15 protein-coding genes are annotated in these 15,424 nt (G+C 31.8%); 6 read left to right on the forward strand and 9 right to left on the reverse strand.

Annotation, left to right across the window (positions count from 1 at the left end; genetic code table 11):
- Positions 1-2 precede the first annotated feature (2 nt).
- From ACWI69_RS07475 to ACWI69_RS07495, 5 genes are all read left to right on the forward strand, one after another.
- Entirely contained in the window at positions 3-410 is a 408-nt protein-coding gene (locus tag ACWI69_RS07475; protein WP_448821214.1) for a 4Fe-4S dicluster domain-containing protein, read from the forward strand.
- The gene (locus ACWI69_RS07480) at positions 410-1,672 is read left to right on the forward strand and encodes an NAD(P)/FAD-dependent oxidoreductase (protein ID WP_448821215.1); all 1,263 of its coding nucleotides are present in this window, start codon (positions 410-412) and stop codon (positions 1,670-1,672) included. Before ACWI69_RS07475 ends, ACWI69_RS07480 begins: the two co-directional genes overlap by 1 nt.
- A gap of 18 nt (positions 1,673-1,690) precedes the next feature.
- On the forward strand, positions 1,691-2,632 hold the full coding sequence (locus ACWI69_RS07485) for a TDT family transporter (RefSeq protein WP_448821216.1): 942 nt from the start codon (positions 1,691-1,693) through the stop codon (positions 2,630-2,632).
- A gap of 168 nt (positions 2,633-2,800) precedes the next feature.
- Positions 2,801-4,426, forward strand: coding sequence for an alpha-glucoside-specific PTS transporter subunit IIBC (locus ACWI69_RS07490; RefSeq protein ID WP_448821217.1), 1,626 nt, complete (start codon positions 2,801-2,803; stop codon positions 4,424-4,426).
- 11 nt (positions 4,427-4,437) lie between these two features.
- On the forward strand, positions 4,438-5,763 hold the full coding sequence (locus tag ACWI69_RS07495; RefSeq protein WP_448821218.1) for a 6-phospho-alpha-glucosidase: 1,326 nt from the start codon (positions 4,438-4,440) through the stop codon (positions 5,761-5,763).
- A 63-nt stretch (positions 5,764-5,826) separates the two neighbouring features.
- On the opposite strand, the gene ACWI69_RS07500 is transcribed toward ACWI69_RS07495, so the two are convergent.
- The 4 genes from ACWI69_RS07500 to ACWI69_RS07515 all read right to left on the reverse strand — a co-directional run bounded on the left by ACWI69_RS07500 (position 5,827) and on the right by ACWI69_RS07515 (position 9,651).
- Positions 5,827-6,861: a ribonucleotide-diphosphate reductase subunit beta gene (locus ACWI69_RS07500; RefSeq protein ID WP_448821228.1), complete on the reverse strand. Its 1,035-nt coding sequence runs from the start codon at positions 6,859-6,861 to the stop codon at positions 5,827-5,829.
- Positions 6,854-9,100, reverse strand: a complete 2,247-nt coding sequence (locus ACWI69_RS07505) for a ribonucleoside-diphosphate reductase subunit alpha (RefSeq protein WP_448821219.1) — start codon at positions 9,098-9,100, stop codon at positions 6,854-6,856. Before ACWI69_RS07505 ends, ACWI69_RS07500 begins: the two co-directional genes overlap by 8 nt.
- Positions 9,101-9,304, reverse strand: a complete 204-nt coding sequence (locus tag ACWI69_RS07510; RefSeq protein WP_448821220.1) for a glutaredoxin domain-containing protein — start codon at positions 9,302-9,304, stop codon at positions 9,101-9,103.
- Between the two features lie 116 nt (positions 9,305-9,420).
- On the reverse strand, positions 9,421-9,651 hold the full coding sequence (locus ACWI69_RS07515; protein WP_448821221.1) for a hypothetical protein: 231 nt from the start codon (positions 9,649-9,651) through the stop codon (positions 9,421-9,423).
- Positions 9,652-9,863: 212 nt separating this feature from the next.
- Here ACWI69_RS07515 and ACWI69_RS07520 point away from each other — a divergent pair, with 212 nt between their 5' ends.
- A complete protein-coding gene (locus ACWI69_RS07520) occupies positions 9,864-11,294 on the forward strand; it encodes a multicopper oxidase family protein (protein WP_448821222.1) in 1,431 nt (476 codons plus the stop codon).
- Between the two features lie 113 nt (positions 11,295-11,407).
- Here ACWI69_RS07520 and ACWI69_RS07525 read toward each other — a convergent pair whose 3' ends face one another.
- From ACWI69_RS07525 to ACWI69_RS07545, 5 genes are all read right to left on the reverse strand, one after another.
- Positions 11,408-12,133, reverse strand: a complete 726-nt coding sequence (locus ACWI69_RS07525) for a hypothetical protein (RefSeq protein ID WP_448821223.1) — start codon at positions 12,131-12,133, stop codon at positions 11,408-11,410.
- 123 nt (positions 12,134-12,256) lie between these two features.
- Positions 12,257-13,318, reverse strand: a complete 1,062-nt coding sequence (gene buk, locus ACWI69_RS07530; protein ID WP_448821224.1) for a butyrate kinase — start codon at positions 13,316-13,318, stop codon at positions 12,257-12,259.
- Positions 13,319-13,337: 19 nt separating this feature from the next.
- Complete coding sequence (locus ACWI69_RS07535; protein ID WP_448821225.1) at positions 13,338-13,889, reverse strand: 2-oxoacid:acceptor oxidoreductase family protein; 552 nt, start codon at positions 13,887-13,889, stop codon at positions 13,338-13,340.
- On the reverse strand, positions 13,882-14,637 hold the full coding sequence (locus tag ACWI69_RS07540) for a thiamine pyrophosphate-dependent enzyme (RefSeq protein ID WP_448821226.1): 756 nt from the start codon (positions 14,635-14,637) through the stop codon (positions 13,882-13,884). Before ACWI69_RS07540 ends, ACWI69_RS07535 begins: the two co-directional genes overlap by 8 nt.
- 2 nt (positions 14,638-14,639) lie before the next feature.
- Positions 14,640-15,424: transketolase C-terminal domain-containing protein (locus ACWI69_RS07545; protein ID WP_448821227.1), on the reverse strand; the 785-nt coding region annotated here is incomplete at its 5' end.

The following is a 15,424-nucleotide window of genomic DNA, read 5'->3' on the forward strand; positions in this document are numbered from 1 at the left end:
AATTGAAAAGAATAAAAATAGATAGAAGTAAATGTATCGGTTGCTTAACTTGTGTCAGTGCTTGCTTAGTTTCTCATGATTCTGCTGACTCTAGGAATAGAGTTGTTTTAAGCAGTGATTTTAAATTTTCTCCAATCTTTTGTAGAAATTGTGACCTTCCAGAGTGTGTCTATACCTGCATGAGTGGAGCTATGAGAAAAGATTCAGAAACAGGTTATGTCACTTATGATAAAAACAAATGTGCTAGTTGCTATATGTGTATTATGGCTTGTCCATATGGTACTTTAAAAGAAGATAAAGCAACTCAAAAAGAAATCATGAAATGCGATATGTGCACTCATAATTCTGATGGACCACAGTGTGTCGCTAAATGTCCTATGGCTGCAATTACTCTTGAGGAGGTAAAATAATGAAATATGTTATAATTGGAGCCTCTGCGGCTGGAATTAATGGAGCTGAAAATTTAAGAGCTTTGGATAAAAATGCTGATATAACACTAATATCTAAAGATACTCATATTTACTCTAGATGTATTCTTCATCACTATATTGGAGGAATGAGAGACTTGAAAGAAATTAATTTTGTGGATGAAGATTTCTTTGAAAAAAATAATATCAAGTGGATTAAAGGAAAAAAAGTCATCTCTTTAAATAAAGATGAAAAAACACTTACTTTAAATGATGACACAGTTGTTTCGTATGATAAAGTTTTAATCGCTTCTGGATCCAGACCATATTTTCCACCCATTGAAAATATCAATGGAAAAGAGAATGTTGTGGGATTGAAATCACTAGAGGATTGTAATAAAATTATAGAAATTTCTAAAACAGCAAAAAATATTATTGTTATCGGTGCTGGTCTAATTGGTATGGATGCAATCAGTGGACTGCTACACAATAAAAATGTTCATGCTAATATATCTTTAGTTGAAATGTCTGATAGATTATTACCACTACAACTTGATAAAGAAGCCTCTGCAACTTATGAGAACAAACTAATAGAACACGATGTAAAACTATTTTTTAATTCAAAAGTTACAAAGTTAAATGTGAACCCTAAAAATTCTAATCTAATTGACTCCCTAACTTTACTAGATGAAGGAAGAGAGGTTGAGCTTCTAGCTGATTTAGTTATTATTTGTGCCGGAGTTAAATCCAACGTGGATTTTTTACAAAATACTCCAGTTAAATTTGATGAAACAGGTCTTCTTTTTAATGAAAAAGGTGAAACTAATGTCAAAGATATCTATGGGGCAGGAGATATCAGCGGGAGAGGGACTATCTGGTCTGTTGCAGTGAAAGAAGGGATTACTGCTACTTCAAATATGGCTGGAAAAAATAGAGTTATGGATGACTTTTTCTTTGCTAAATCGACTATGAATTTCTTTAATATCCCCACTTTGTCTTTAGGATGTTTGAACAGCTATGAAAATATAAATGGAATGATTATTGAATCTCTTAGAGAAAAAGATGGTATCTACAAAAAAATTGCTCATAAAAATGGAAAAATTTATGGAGCTATTATTCAGGGAGATCTTTCATACACAGGTGTTTTAACACAGTTAATCAGACTAAATATTGATATATCAAAAATTAAAAAATCTATTTTTAAAATTGATTACTCTGATTTTTTCAATATAAATTCTGAGCTTGAGTTTGAATATAAAAAATAAAATATAAGGAGATTTTAAATGATTAAAGAAACAATTGATAGGCTAGAGCGTTTCCCCGTTGGGGCTATTGCTACAACTGTTGGAGCTTGTACTCTTGCCAATGCCTTTTTATTACTAAATTTTACCTATATTAGAAATATCTTCATGATTATTGGTATTATAGTATTTGTTTTAGCAACTATAAAAATTCTTAAACACAAAGAAGCTTTTTTATCTGAGTACAGCAATACTATTCCTGCTAGTTTATATGGTACATATTCTATGCTAGCTATGATTATTGGAGCCTTTTTATTTCCATATGCTCCTTTTTTAGGAAAAAATCTTTGGCTTTTTGGTATATTTTTCCACATTTTTGCTATTTGTATATTCACATATCGAAATGTTATTAAAAATTTTAATATCGATACTTTTGTACCGAGTTGGTTTGTAACCTATAATGGAATTATGGTTTCGATTGTTGTAGGGGGAGCTATGAATGAACCTATTATCTCTAAGTGGATTTTAATCTACGGCTTAATTATATTTTTTATAATAGCACCGTTCATGATTAGAAGGTTAATTATAAAACCTTTACCCGATATGGTTTATCATACAAAAGCTATATTACTAGCTCCCTCAAGCCTTTGTGCTATCAGTTACTTAAATGTAGTCAAAGAGCCAAACGTATACATTGCATTTTTTCTATATGGAATTGTTTTTATAACGCTTGTTGCTATACTTTTAAGCATTCCTAAGTTTTTCAGTTTCAATTTCCATCCTGGCTTTGCAGGAACTACGTTCCCCATGGCTGTTGGAACTGTCGCATCTTTTAGAATGACAGCTTATTTGAATAGTATAAATCTAGCAGAGTATTCAAATATAATCAGAAATATTGCTGGTATTCAACTTTTTGTTACAACAGGGATTATAATATTTGTTTTCTATAACTTTTTAAAAAAAATTAAACCTAGTGTTAAATAATAAAATGGATTGAGCAGCTATTTTAGCTCAATCCTTTTTTTATTTTTTGATGTAACATGTTACGTTAGAGATAATGTGTTTTTTTAAGAGTTAAAGTATTGATTTGGAACTTTTTCTAGTGTATACTTCGATTAACAAAGAATCCTAGAAAAAGATGGGGGTAATAAAATGTTAAAATTCTTTCAAAGACTCGGTGGAGCACTTTTTGCACCAGTACTGCTTTTTCCTTTTGCAGGATTAACAGTGGCTCTTACAATTATTTTAAAAAATCCAGATTTCGTAGGTTCCTTAGCGAATCCAGATGGATTATTTTACAAGCTTGTTTATATTATTGAAGAGGGAGGATGGACAGTATTTAGACAGCTTCCACTTATATTTGCAGTTGGACTTCCAATAGGATTAGCTAAAAAAGCCCATCCACGTGCATGTTTATCTGTGTTAGTTACATACCTAACTTTCAACTATTTTATTAATGCCATTTTAACTTTTTGGGGATCAAGTTTTGGAGTAGATTTTGCTCAAAATATTGGAGGAGTTAGTGGATTAACTACAATTGCTGGAATTAAAACTTTAGATACAAGTATTGTTGGAGCAATTGCAATATCAGGGTTCACTATATACATACACAATAAGTTCTTTGACACAAAACTTCCTGACTTTTTAGGAATATTTCAAGGAAGTGCACTTGTTGGAATGATTGCTTTTTTAACTATGATTCCAGCTGCGTATGTAACATGCTTAGTATGGCCTAAAATACAGATGGGTATCTCATCTTTACAAACACTAATGATTTCTTCTGGAACTTTTGGAGTTTGGTTATATACTCTACTTGAAAGAATTCTTATTCCCACTGGTCTTCATCACTTTATCTATGGTCCATTTATTTTTGGTCCTGCAGTTGTAGATAGTGGAATTCAAGTTTTCTGGGCTCAAAATCTCTCTAATTTTGCCAACTCCACTTTACCTTTAAAAGATCTTTTCCCACAAGGTGGATTTGCACTACATGGTAATAGTAAAATATTTGGAGCAATTGGTATAGCATTAGCTATATATAAAACTGCCAGACCTGAAAAGAAAAAAATTGTTTCTGGACTTTTAATTCCAGCTGCTCTTACAGCAATTTTAGTTGGAATTACTGAACCTTTAGAATTTACGTTTCTATTTATTGCACCATTTTTATTTGTAGTACATGCATTTTTAGCCGCTTCTATGTCTGCTGTTATGTATGCCTTTGGTGTTGTTGGAAATATGGGATCAGGGCTAATAGAGATAGCTGCAATTAACTGGATACCTCTTTTTAAAAATCACACTGGTGTTATGCTTGCTCAAATTGGTGTTGGAACGGCTTTTATTCCTGTTTACTACTTTATATTTAAATATTGCATTGAGAAATTCAAACTGAAAACTCCAGGTAGAGAGTATGAAGATGAAGAGGTTAAGCTCTATACTAAAGAGGATTTTAAAAATAAAAAGAATACTAGAAATGGAAATATTGTAGTTGAAAACGCTTATTTTGACCAAGCTTACGCTTTCTTACAGGCTCTTGGTGGTACTCAAAATATTGAAACTATTAATAACTGTGCCACTCGACTTAGAATCACTGTTTTTGACGAAACTCTTGTTAAAAGTAACTCTACATTTAAAGGAACTGGTGCACACGGAGTTGTGAGAAAAGGAAATACTTTTCAAATTATAGTTGGATTATCAGTGCCACAAGTTAGAGATTGCTTTGAAGATTTAATGAATAAAGATTTAAAAAACATAGATTCTGAAAAAAATTTAATTAACGCCTAGGAGGATTTATTATGAAAAAGTTTTCAATTTTAATTGCTGGTGGAGGAAGTACATTTACTCCTGGAATCATTTTAATGCTATTGGACAATCTTGAAAAATTCCCTATTAGACAGATTAAAATGTATGATAACGACGCTGAAAGACAAGCTAAAATAGGTGACGCATGTGCTATTCTTTTAAGAGAAAGAGCTCCAGAAATAGAGTTTAGCTACAGTACAAAACCTGAAGAGGTTTTTACTGATATTGATTTTATTATGGCTCATATTAGAGTTGGAAAATACCCAATGAGGGAGTTAGATGAAAAAATACCATTAAAGCATGGAGTAGTTGGACAAGAAACTTGTGGTCCTGGTGGAGTTGCCTATGGTATGAGATCAATTGGAGGAGTTAGTGAACTGATTGATTATATGGAAAAATACTCTCCTAATGCTTGGATGTTAAACTATTCTAACCCCGCTGCTATTGTTGCTGAAGCCACTAGAAGACTAAAACCAAACTCTAAAGTTTTAAATATTTGTGATATGCCCATTGGAATTGAAGTTAGAATGGCTGAAATTTTAGGTTTAAATTCTAGAAAAGATATGGATATTATGTATTATGGATTAAATCACTTTGGATGGTGGAAATCTATAAAAGATAAAGCTGGAAATGATTTAATGCCAATTTTAAAAGAACACATAGCTAAATATGGATATGTGGAGCAAAAAGGCGACAATCAACATACAGACGCCAGTTGGTGTGATACATTTGCTAAAGCAAAAGATGTATTTGCAGTGGACCCTACAACTCTACCTAACACTTACTTAAAATACTATCTATTCCCAGACTATGTTGTTGAGCACTCAAACAAAGAGTACACAAGAGCTAATGAGGTTATGGATGGAAGAGAAAAATTTGTATTTGGTGAATGTGATAAAATTGTAAAAAACAATACTTCTAACAATACGCAATTACACATAGATGAACACGCTTCTTATATAGTTGACCTTGCTAGAGCCATTGCTTTTAATACAAAAGAAAAAATGCTTTTAATCGTTGAAAATAATGGTGCTATCGTTAACTTTGATTCTACTGCTATGATTGAAATTCCTTGTATTGTCGGAAACTCTGGTCCTGAACCACTAGTTATCGGTGCAATTCCTCAGTTCCAAAAGGGACTTATGGAACAGCAAGTTTCTGTTGAAAAGCTAACTGTAGAAGCTTGGATAGAGGGGTCTTATCAAAAGTTATGGCAAGCACTTACTATGTCTAAAACAGTTCCTAGTGCCTCTGTTGCAAAGGCCATTTTAGACGATTTAATTGAGGCTAACAAAGGATACTGGCCTATATTAAAATAATAATTTAATTTTAAATAATATAAAACCGACAGGAATTTCTGTCGGTTTTTTTTGAAATTTATCCTAAAACTCGTCCCATCCCTCCACAGACGAACTCATATTGTAACTAGTAACTGTTCCTTCAAAGAAGTTGGCTTTTACATTTCCTTCTCCCTCTGTATCAGCAAACTTTTCCAAATGTCTATAAGGATTTTTCTCATATCCTTCGTAGATTGAACTTAATCCTATAGCTTTCAATCTTTCATTAGCCAACCACTTTGTATATCTTTCTGTCGTTTCCTCAGTTATACCTAGTATTCCATTTCCTATTATATGGTTTGTCCAACTAATCTCTTGCTCTACAGCTTTTTTAAACATATCATAAATAAGTTCATCATTAAAGAAATCTTTATTTTCATTTTTAATCTCCCTTATCAACTGTTGAAATATAACTACGTGTGACAGTTCATCCCTATTGATAAGCCTTATTATATCAGAAGTTCCCATCATTCTATTTCTACTTGCTAAAAGATAAAAGAAATTAAATCCATTGTAAAAGTATATAGCCTCTAAAAGATAGTCCGCTATTATAACTTTTGCAAAATTTTCATCACTTGAATCTTCTAAGAAACTTTGATATATTTTTGCTATATAACTATTTCTTTCAAATAGAATTTTATCCTCTCTCCATTTATCATATATTGAATTTCTAATCTCCTTCGGTAAAATAGATTCAATTATATACTGATATGACTGAGAGTGAATAGCTTCTTGGAAAGTCTGTATCGATAGAATCAAATTTATCTCTGGAGCTGTTATATAGTCTGAAACATTGGGAATATTATTTGTTTGGATACTATCCAAAAATATTAGAAACGAAAGTATCCCATCATAAGCCTCTTTCTCTTCATCCGTTAAATTTTTATAATCATTTTTATCTTGAGTTAAATCTATTTTTTCTGGAATCCAAAAGTTTCCCATCATTGTTCTATAAAGATGATTCGCCCATTGATATTTAACATTGTTTAAATTAAATATATTTGTACTATTTCCCTTTATCACTTTTCTTTCTGATAAAGAATCATCTCCTAGAGGATTAAATAGTTTTTTTCTATCCACTACAGCTTTCACACTCCTCTTTTTCATTTATTATATTTGTATTTCTTTGAATTGTTCTTATATAATAAACCGATTTACATCCCTCTTTCCATGCTGTCATGAAAGTATCATATATATCCTTAGCTTTAATATCTTTATTTAAATCAAAAATAAGCTCCATAGAAACTCCTTGTGTTATCCATTTTCCTATTCTACTCATTATTTTCACATATGTTTGAGGGTTTACATTTTTAAACTCTGGATAGAACCAAGCTCTATCTTTAAGATGTTTAACAACTCTTGGAACAGCTCCCTTTTGATTCTTCTCTATATAGAATCTAGAAAACGTAGGATTTACAGATGCTGTCGATCCCATAAGTAAAGATGTTGATGTATTCGGTGCAACTGCTGTTAATTCACCATTTCTTAATCCATACATCTTAACTAAATTAAATACCTCTTCCCACTTTTTTCCAAATTTTGAATTTTCAAGATACCACTCTTTATTTTTTTGAAAGAATATTCCCTGATCCCATAGTGATCCTTTAAACATTGGATACGTTCCTCTCTCTTTTGCTAAAAGAGCCGAAGATTTTATACTATACATAGCTATCTCCTGGAATAGCTCATCTATCTCTTCCAATGATTCATCATATATCATAAACTCTCTTGCTAAATAATCTGCAAGTCCCATAGCTCCAACACCAATTGTTCTATAAGCTAAATTGTGTTTATCTGATTCTTTTATAGGAGTTCTTGTTAAATCAATTGTATTATCAAGAATTCTGACAGATATATCCACAATATTCTCTAACTCATCTCTTTCTAATTCTGCTAAGTTTATAGAAACTAAGTTGCAAGTATGAACTTCACCTAATTTTGTAGTTCTAACTCCATTTTCTCCAGTAGTTTCCTCTTTAAAGTTTGTACTTGGTGAGAAGTTAGAAAAACTTTCCATACATAGATTTCCATTACCTATCATTCCCACATGACAATTATGATTCATTATATTTGCTCTATCTTTAAAGAATATATATGGCATTCCTGTTTCTATTTGAACTTTCATAATCTCTTTAAACAACTCTCTAGCTTTTATAACCTTTTTTAATTGTAGATTTTCGTCCTTTTCTATACTAAAGTATAGCTCTTCAAATCTTTTTCCATATAGTTCACACAGTTCAATACCGTATTTTTTTCTAATTTCATACGGATCAACTAAAGTCCATGACAAATCTTCTTCCACTCTTTTCATAAAAATATCTGAAAGTACAACTTGAGGATAGATATCATACGCTTTTCCTCTTTGGTCCCCATTTTCTGTTTGAAGCTCTAAAAATGTTTCAATATCTAAATGCCATGAATCTAAAGCTACAGTTACTGCTCCAGCTCTTCTTCCTTGTTGATTTACAGCTACTGCTGTATCATTTACAATTTTTACCCAAGGAACAACTCCACCACTGGCATTATAGTACCCATTTACCATAGAGTTTTTCGCCCTTATTCTAGATATATTTAATCCTACTCCTCCACCATTTTTACTAATCTTTGCAACTGTGTCCACATTGTAAAAAATAGATTCTATATTATCATCCATAGCTGTAATAAAACATGATGATAGATTTCCATTCGGCACTCTTAGATTAGCCAAAATTGGAGTAGCTAAAGATATTTTTTTAAGTGATAACGCTTCATAAAATCTTTTTGCTACAAAAACTTTATCTTTTTCATTTACAGCTAAAAGCATGGCTATACACATAAATACCTCTTGAGGTAGCTCATAAATCTTTCCATCATACTTTAACAAATACCTATTTACAAACATATTTGCTCCAGCGTAGTCATACATCATATCTCTAGAGGTATCCATAGCTTTTTCTAATTCCTCAATCTCTTCTTGAGTATAATCTAAAAGTCTCTTGTCATAAATTCCAATTTTTACTAAAGTTTTTATACTTTTATAAAACTCTCCATACGAAAAACCTCTTTTGTGAAAAACCTCTCTCTCTGTTTCCATCATCAGTAGCCTTCCAGCAACATATGTCCAATCACTTTCATCAAAACTTGTCATAGAAACAGCTTGATTTATCAGAGATTCTTGAATTTTTTTCGTTGTTATGTTCTCTGCATATATTGATTCTATATGGCTTTCTAACTCAACCATATTAACTTCTAAGTTTGCACAAGCTCTAACAAGCTTCTCCCTTATTTTTGTTATATCTAAATTTTCTCTTATTCCAGCTCTATTTATAACTTGTCTCATTTATAAAACCTCTAAGAAGCTTTCCATGGAATAGTATTTTCCGCCCTTTTCAACAACAGGTGCACTCATAATTCTAGCCTTACTTGCCACAATCATAAGTTGTTTTAAATCTTTAGTATACTCGTATTCAAGACCTTTATCATCTAAAATTTTCTTTAAAGTCTCGCATTTGCTACAGTTCTCTTTTCCAAATACTCTTATCATTTCACGCCTCCTGAACACAACATCTTGTGTAACTATACTTTGACATCACTATATCTAGTATTATTACATAATTTCTATAAATTTTCAATATCTTTTATATGGAAATAGTATAGTTTTTATTTTAAAATTTTTATTAAATAGTTCCATAAAAAATATACTACAATTCCAGGAAGTAATAGAACTATAACTGCTAATATTCCACTCATCATCTCTGGAATCCCTAATCCAAAACTGAAACTAAATATTATGTCATTTATTAATTCCATTACATTATATCCCTCTCCTGACACTTTCAAAAGACATAAAATTGACAATAAATTTACCAATATTGATACAAAAATTCTCATAATTCACCTCTTTACTATTACTAACTAAATTTGATAAAACCATTCATACATACTATCTTCAAAGGTCTCTGACCTATTATATCATCTCTTACTATTTTTTTTAATCATTCACATAGATTAATAATTTTAATATATTACTATTTTGACATAATTTGGTAACAAATATCTTTTAAAATAATAACATATTAAAAAAGTATAATTTGGAGGAAAAAATGAAAAAAATTTTAATAGAAGTTGTTATTTTTGGAGCTTTAACAACTTCACATAATCAAATACTTGCAAATATGAATCATTCTTCTGGACATAATCACAATACAACCTTTAATCAAGCAACTTTTGTTAAAGAATTTCAAAAATCTCTGCTTCTACCGCCGATTCTAAATGGAAAAGTTCAAAATGGAGTGAGAACTTTTGACCTAAGTGTAACAAAGGGAAAATGGGAGTTTATTGATGGAAAATTTACTGAAACCTATGGATATAACGGTCCTATTTTAGGTCCAATACTCTCTTTAAAAAAAGGTGAAAAAACAAAAATAAACATTACAAATAATTTGGCTGAAGAAACGACTGTACATTGGCACGGAGGAATTCTTTCCCAGAATGTAGATGGAGTTCACAATGCTAATATTCAGCCAAACACAAAAAAGAGTGTTGAATTTATTTTAAATCAACCAGCAGCTACCCTGTGGTTCCACCCCCATCCTATGCACAAAACGGCTTCCCAAGTGTATAAGGGACTAGCTGGTCTTATATATTTAGAAGATGAACAATCCCAAAATTTAAATATACCTAAAACTTATGGAGTCGACGATTTTCCAATTATCATACAAGATAAAAAACTTACTAAAGATGGAGAACTTACCTACTCAACTACACATATGGAAAAAATCCATGGAAAGAGTGGTGGTCACTTAATGATAAATGGGGTAATTTCTCCCTATATTGATATTCCAAATGGTTTGATTAGATTGCGAATTGTGAATGGAAGTAATGCCACTAATTATGATATCGACTTAAATGGTAAAGATTTTTATCAAATCGGTAGTGATGGAGGATTGCTAAGTAATCCTGTCACTATGAAAAATTTATCTCTAGCTCCCGGTGAGAGAGGAGAGATTTTAATTGACTCAAATATATTAAATAAAAAATCATATCTTTATATTAACCAAAAGAAAGCTTTAGAACTTAGAAAAAATGAGAAATTTGGATTGACGTCAATCCCTAAAGCTTTAGTAGAGATTCCAAAAATTTCTAAAAACTTAGAAAATTTAAAAACAAGAGTTTTTACCTTAAAGACAACCTCAAAAGGTAACACAATAAATAATATTCCCTATAATATGGAAAAACTTAATTTTGAAGTACAAAAAGGTACTCAAGAGATTTGGGAAATCAAAAATGGCTCAAAAATGATGGATATGCCTCACCCTTTCCATGTTCATGGAGCACAATTTAGAGTGATTGAAAGAAATGGAAAAACTCCCCCTCTAAACGAACAGGGGTGGAAAGACACTGTAAACTTAAATGCTGGTGACACTGTAAAAATATTAATATCCTATACAACCGACGGAATAACTGTTTACCATTGTCATATCCTAGAACATGAAGAAGGTGGGATGATGGGACAATTTCAAATTAACAATTAAATATTTTTATAAATTTAAAACTTTTCCAGTAAATCTGCAGTCTAAATATTATAAAAAGTGTTAAAAGTAAAATAATTAATCCCCCCCAATGAGAACCTCTTCCCCAGAGGTTCTCATTGTTTTTTGCTCAGTATAAAATTAATTGTTGCCTCCACATATTTAAGCTCTTCTGAGTTTAAATGGTTCAACTTTTCAATCAACATATTGTCATACTTTTTTGTTTTAGAATTCTGCTCTATCCTTATTTCTCTTAAAGCTCCTCCCACTATTAATATAAACCACATAAAAAAAATAATTAATCCAAAATAATTAATAATATTATTAAATGGCATAAAATCAAATTTTTCATCAAATCCAATTTTTTTTTCGTATACTTTAATTTGGTTTAAAAAATGTTTATTAGCATCAGTAAACAATTTCATCATAATTAATGAAATCAAGGCCGTAAAACCTACTCCTAAAACATCAAATATCTTTATGATATTAAGTTTATAAATTGTTCCAGATATACATATTGTCACAATAAAACCTATTTGTGTGTACGTATAATTATTTCTTAAATCTACTAATTTTTCATAATATTTTTCTTTTGAATTTCCATCTAAAAATTCACATTCCTTTTCTATATTAAAAAGATTGTGCTTAAATTTAGAAGTTTTTTTTAAAAATAAAATAAAAGCAATTATTATAGTTAATATAAAAACTATAGCGTCTGCGCTCTGCCCATAAATTACACTAAATATAATAGCTGTAATAGTTAGTATTAATATTATTATACACGACCAATTAAACTTTTCTTTAAATTTTTTTAATACTTCCCCAAATAAATTCATATCCATCTTTACCTCCTATAACATTGTGTCTCTTAATTGTATATCATAAAAAAAATCTGTAAATAAAAAACAGATCGAGATTTTTTATAAAATCCCGACCCTAGATACTATTATCTAATTTTATTTCCTCTAGTCTAGATACTGCTTTACATCTTCAATGCCATTTAAAACTCTTATTCCACCATCATACAATGACTGCATTTCAAATTCACCAGGTATACGTATTACTTTAGCTATAAATTGAACTCGTTTTTCAATGGCATCACATATATAATCTGAATACGCCATGCCACCAGTTAAAACTATCGCATCTACAACACCTTCTGCAGCTGCAGCTAAACCTCCTATTTCCTTAGCTATCTGATAACACATTGCATCTATAATTTTTTTTGCTTCCACATCTCCATTTAAAACTCTTTCCATAACAGCTTTTACATTATTAGTATTTAAGTAAGCAGATATACCGCCATTTCCTTTTAATCTTCTCAACAAGAATTCTTTTGAATATTCACCTGTATAATAAAGTTTAAAAAAATCCCCAATTGGTAAAGTCCCTGCACGTTCTGGAGTAAATGGACCATCTCCATCTAAAGCATTATTTACATCTACAACCTCTCCATTTTTATGAAGCCCAACTGAAATCCCTCCCCCCATATGGACAGCTATAAATGTTTTTTTATCATAAGAGATTCCTTTATCTCTACAATAATTTTTTAACACACCCTTCTGATTTAACGCATGAAATACCGACCTACGAACTAATTCTGGTATACCTGATATCTTGGCTAATTCACTCATTTCGTCTACTACTACTGGGTCTACTATATACGAAGGTACTTTAAATTCATCTGCTATTTTTTTGGCTAAAACTCCTCCTAAATTCGAAGCGTGTTTCCCATAAATTTCACTGCGTAAATCTTCTATCATTTTCTCATTTACTGCATATGTTCCACTTTTTAGTGGCTTTAAAAGTCCCCCTCTTCCTACAACTGCCTCTAAATTACCCCACTCTATCGGCAATTCTCTTATTAAAGAGTATCTATAATTTAATTCATCCTCATAATCTAAATTTTTCAAAAATTCACTTTCATGGTGAAGTTCTTTTTTTAAAACTTGAACTCCATCTTGAAAATAGCTTATTTTTGTTGATGTTGATCCAGGATTGATAACCAAAATATTGAATTCTCTCATACCCTTCTCCTTTTTATTTCTAGTAATTATTTTTCACATACTCTCTTCCAATCTGAAGAGCTTTTTCATTTATGGATAAAAGATCCGCTTTTTTCTCACCAAAAATTTTTAAAAACCCATGCAGTATGCTTTCATTTTTTAAACTCTTCGATATCTCCAAGTACGCTCCAAGCATAACCATATTAGCTACTTTCAAATTTGAACACTCGTCTTGCGCCAATTCATTCGCTGGTATTCTATAAACTTTTATGTCCTCTCTATCACTTTTTTCTTTTACAAGAGATGAGTTTACCAAAAGAGTTCCATTCTTTACAAGTGAATCTTGGAATTTTTTAAGAGAGGGTAGATTCATTGCTATAAGAACTGTGGCATTGTTTGTTATAACAGGGGATCCTATCGATTCCTCCGAAATAATAACCGAACAGTTAGCTGTCCCTCCTCTCATCTCAGGTCCATACGATGGTAGCCATGAAACTTCTTTACCCTCCAGCATACCTGAATATGCGAGGATTTGTCCCATTGACATAACTCCTTGTCCCCCAAACCCAGAACATATTATGAAATTATCCATTTTTTTCCACCTCACTCTTGTCTTTGAAAACTCCTAAAGGAAATACACTCATCACACTCTCCTTTAACCATTTCAATGAATCTACTGGTGTTTTTCCCCAATTTGTTGGACATGTGGATAATACTTCAATCATGCAAAATCCCTTTCCCGCCAACTGTAATTCAAAAGCCTTTTTTATAGCTTTTTTCGTCTTTCTTATACTAGCAGGATCGTGAGTCGAACATCTTTCTATATAGTAACTTCCTTGCAAAGTTGCCAACATTTCAGACATATGAACTGGATATCCTTGAATATTCTCTTTTCTTCCATCTTGTGATGTTGTTGTTTTTTGATTTATTAAAGTTGTAGGAGCCATCTGCCCTCCAGTCATTCCATATGTTGTGTTATTTATAAATATAGTTACAAATTTTTCACCTCTTGCCGCCGCATGTACTATTTCAGCAGCTCCAATAGAAGCTAAATCTCCATCCCCTTGATATGTGAATACAACTTTATCAGGTAATACTCTTTTTATTCCTGTGGCCACCGCTGGTGCTCTTCCATGGGATGCTTCATGCATATCTGAATTAAAGTACTTATAAGCCAAAACAGCACAACCTACTGGAGCTACTCCTACTGTATCTCCAATCACTCCTAGCTCCTCCAAAGTTTCAGCTACTAACTTATGAATAATCCCATGTGTGCACCCAGGACAATAATGAGTCGGTACATCTGTCAATCCTGCACTTCTCTTATAGATATTCTCCATACTTACCTCCCCACTATTTCTTTCACTTTTTTTATGATATCCTCTGGAGCTGGTATCATACCACCCGTTCTACCATAGAAATGAACTGGCCTTCGTCCCTCATTTCCAAGCCGAACATCCTCTATCATCTGCCCCATACTCATCTCTACAACAAGAATATTTTTTACACCCGGATTTAGATTTTTTATATCGTCATATGGAAATGGCCAAACAGTTATAGGTCTTATTAGTCCCGCCTTGATTCCCTCTTTTTCTAAGCTTTTAATGACATTTTTAGCTATACGTGCTGTTGTTCCGTATGCTACTAAAACTATTTCAGCCTCATCCAAGCCAACAGTTTCTGACATTACCTCTTTCTCTTTTATTTCATCATATTTTTTAAATAATTTTTCGCAATGTAATTCTAATTCTTCTGGCTTTAGATAAAGTGAATTTATAATATTTGGAGAACGTTCATTTTTTGTTGTCGTTGTCGCCCAACTCTTATCAAACTCTTTTCTCTGTAAATTCTCATTTATTTCCACTGGCTCCATAACCTGCCCTATCATACCATCAACTAAAAGCATGACAGGAGTTCTATATTGATCTGCCACATCAAATCCCTTACCTATTAAATCTACTGCCTCCTGGACAGTAGCTGGAGCATAAACTGGCATATAATAATCCCCATTTCCACCGCCTCGAGTGGCTTGGAAATAGTCAGCTTGCGAGGGTTGTATTCCTCCAAGACCAGGTCCCCCTCTCGTAACATTTATAATGATACAAGGTAATTCGGCCCCAGCTATGT

It is taken from the genome of Cetobacterium sp. (genome assembly GCF_977044495.1).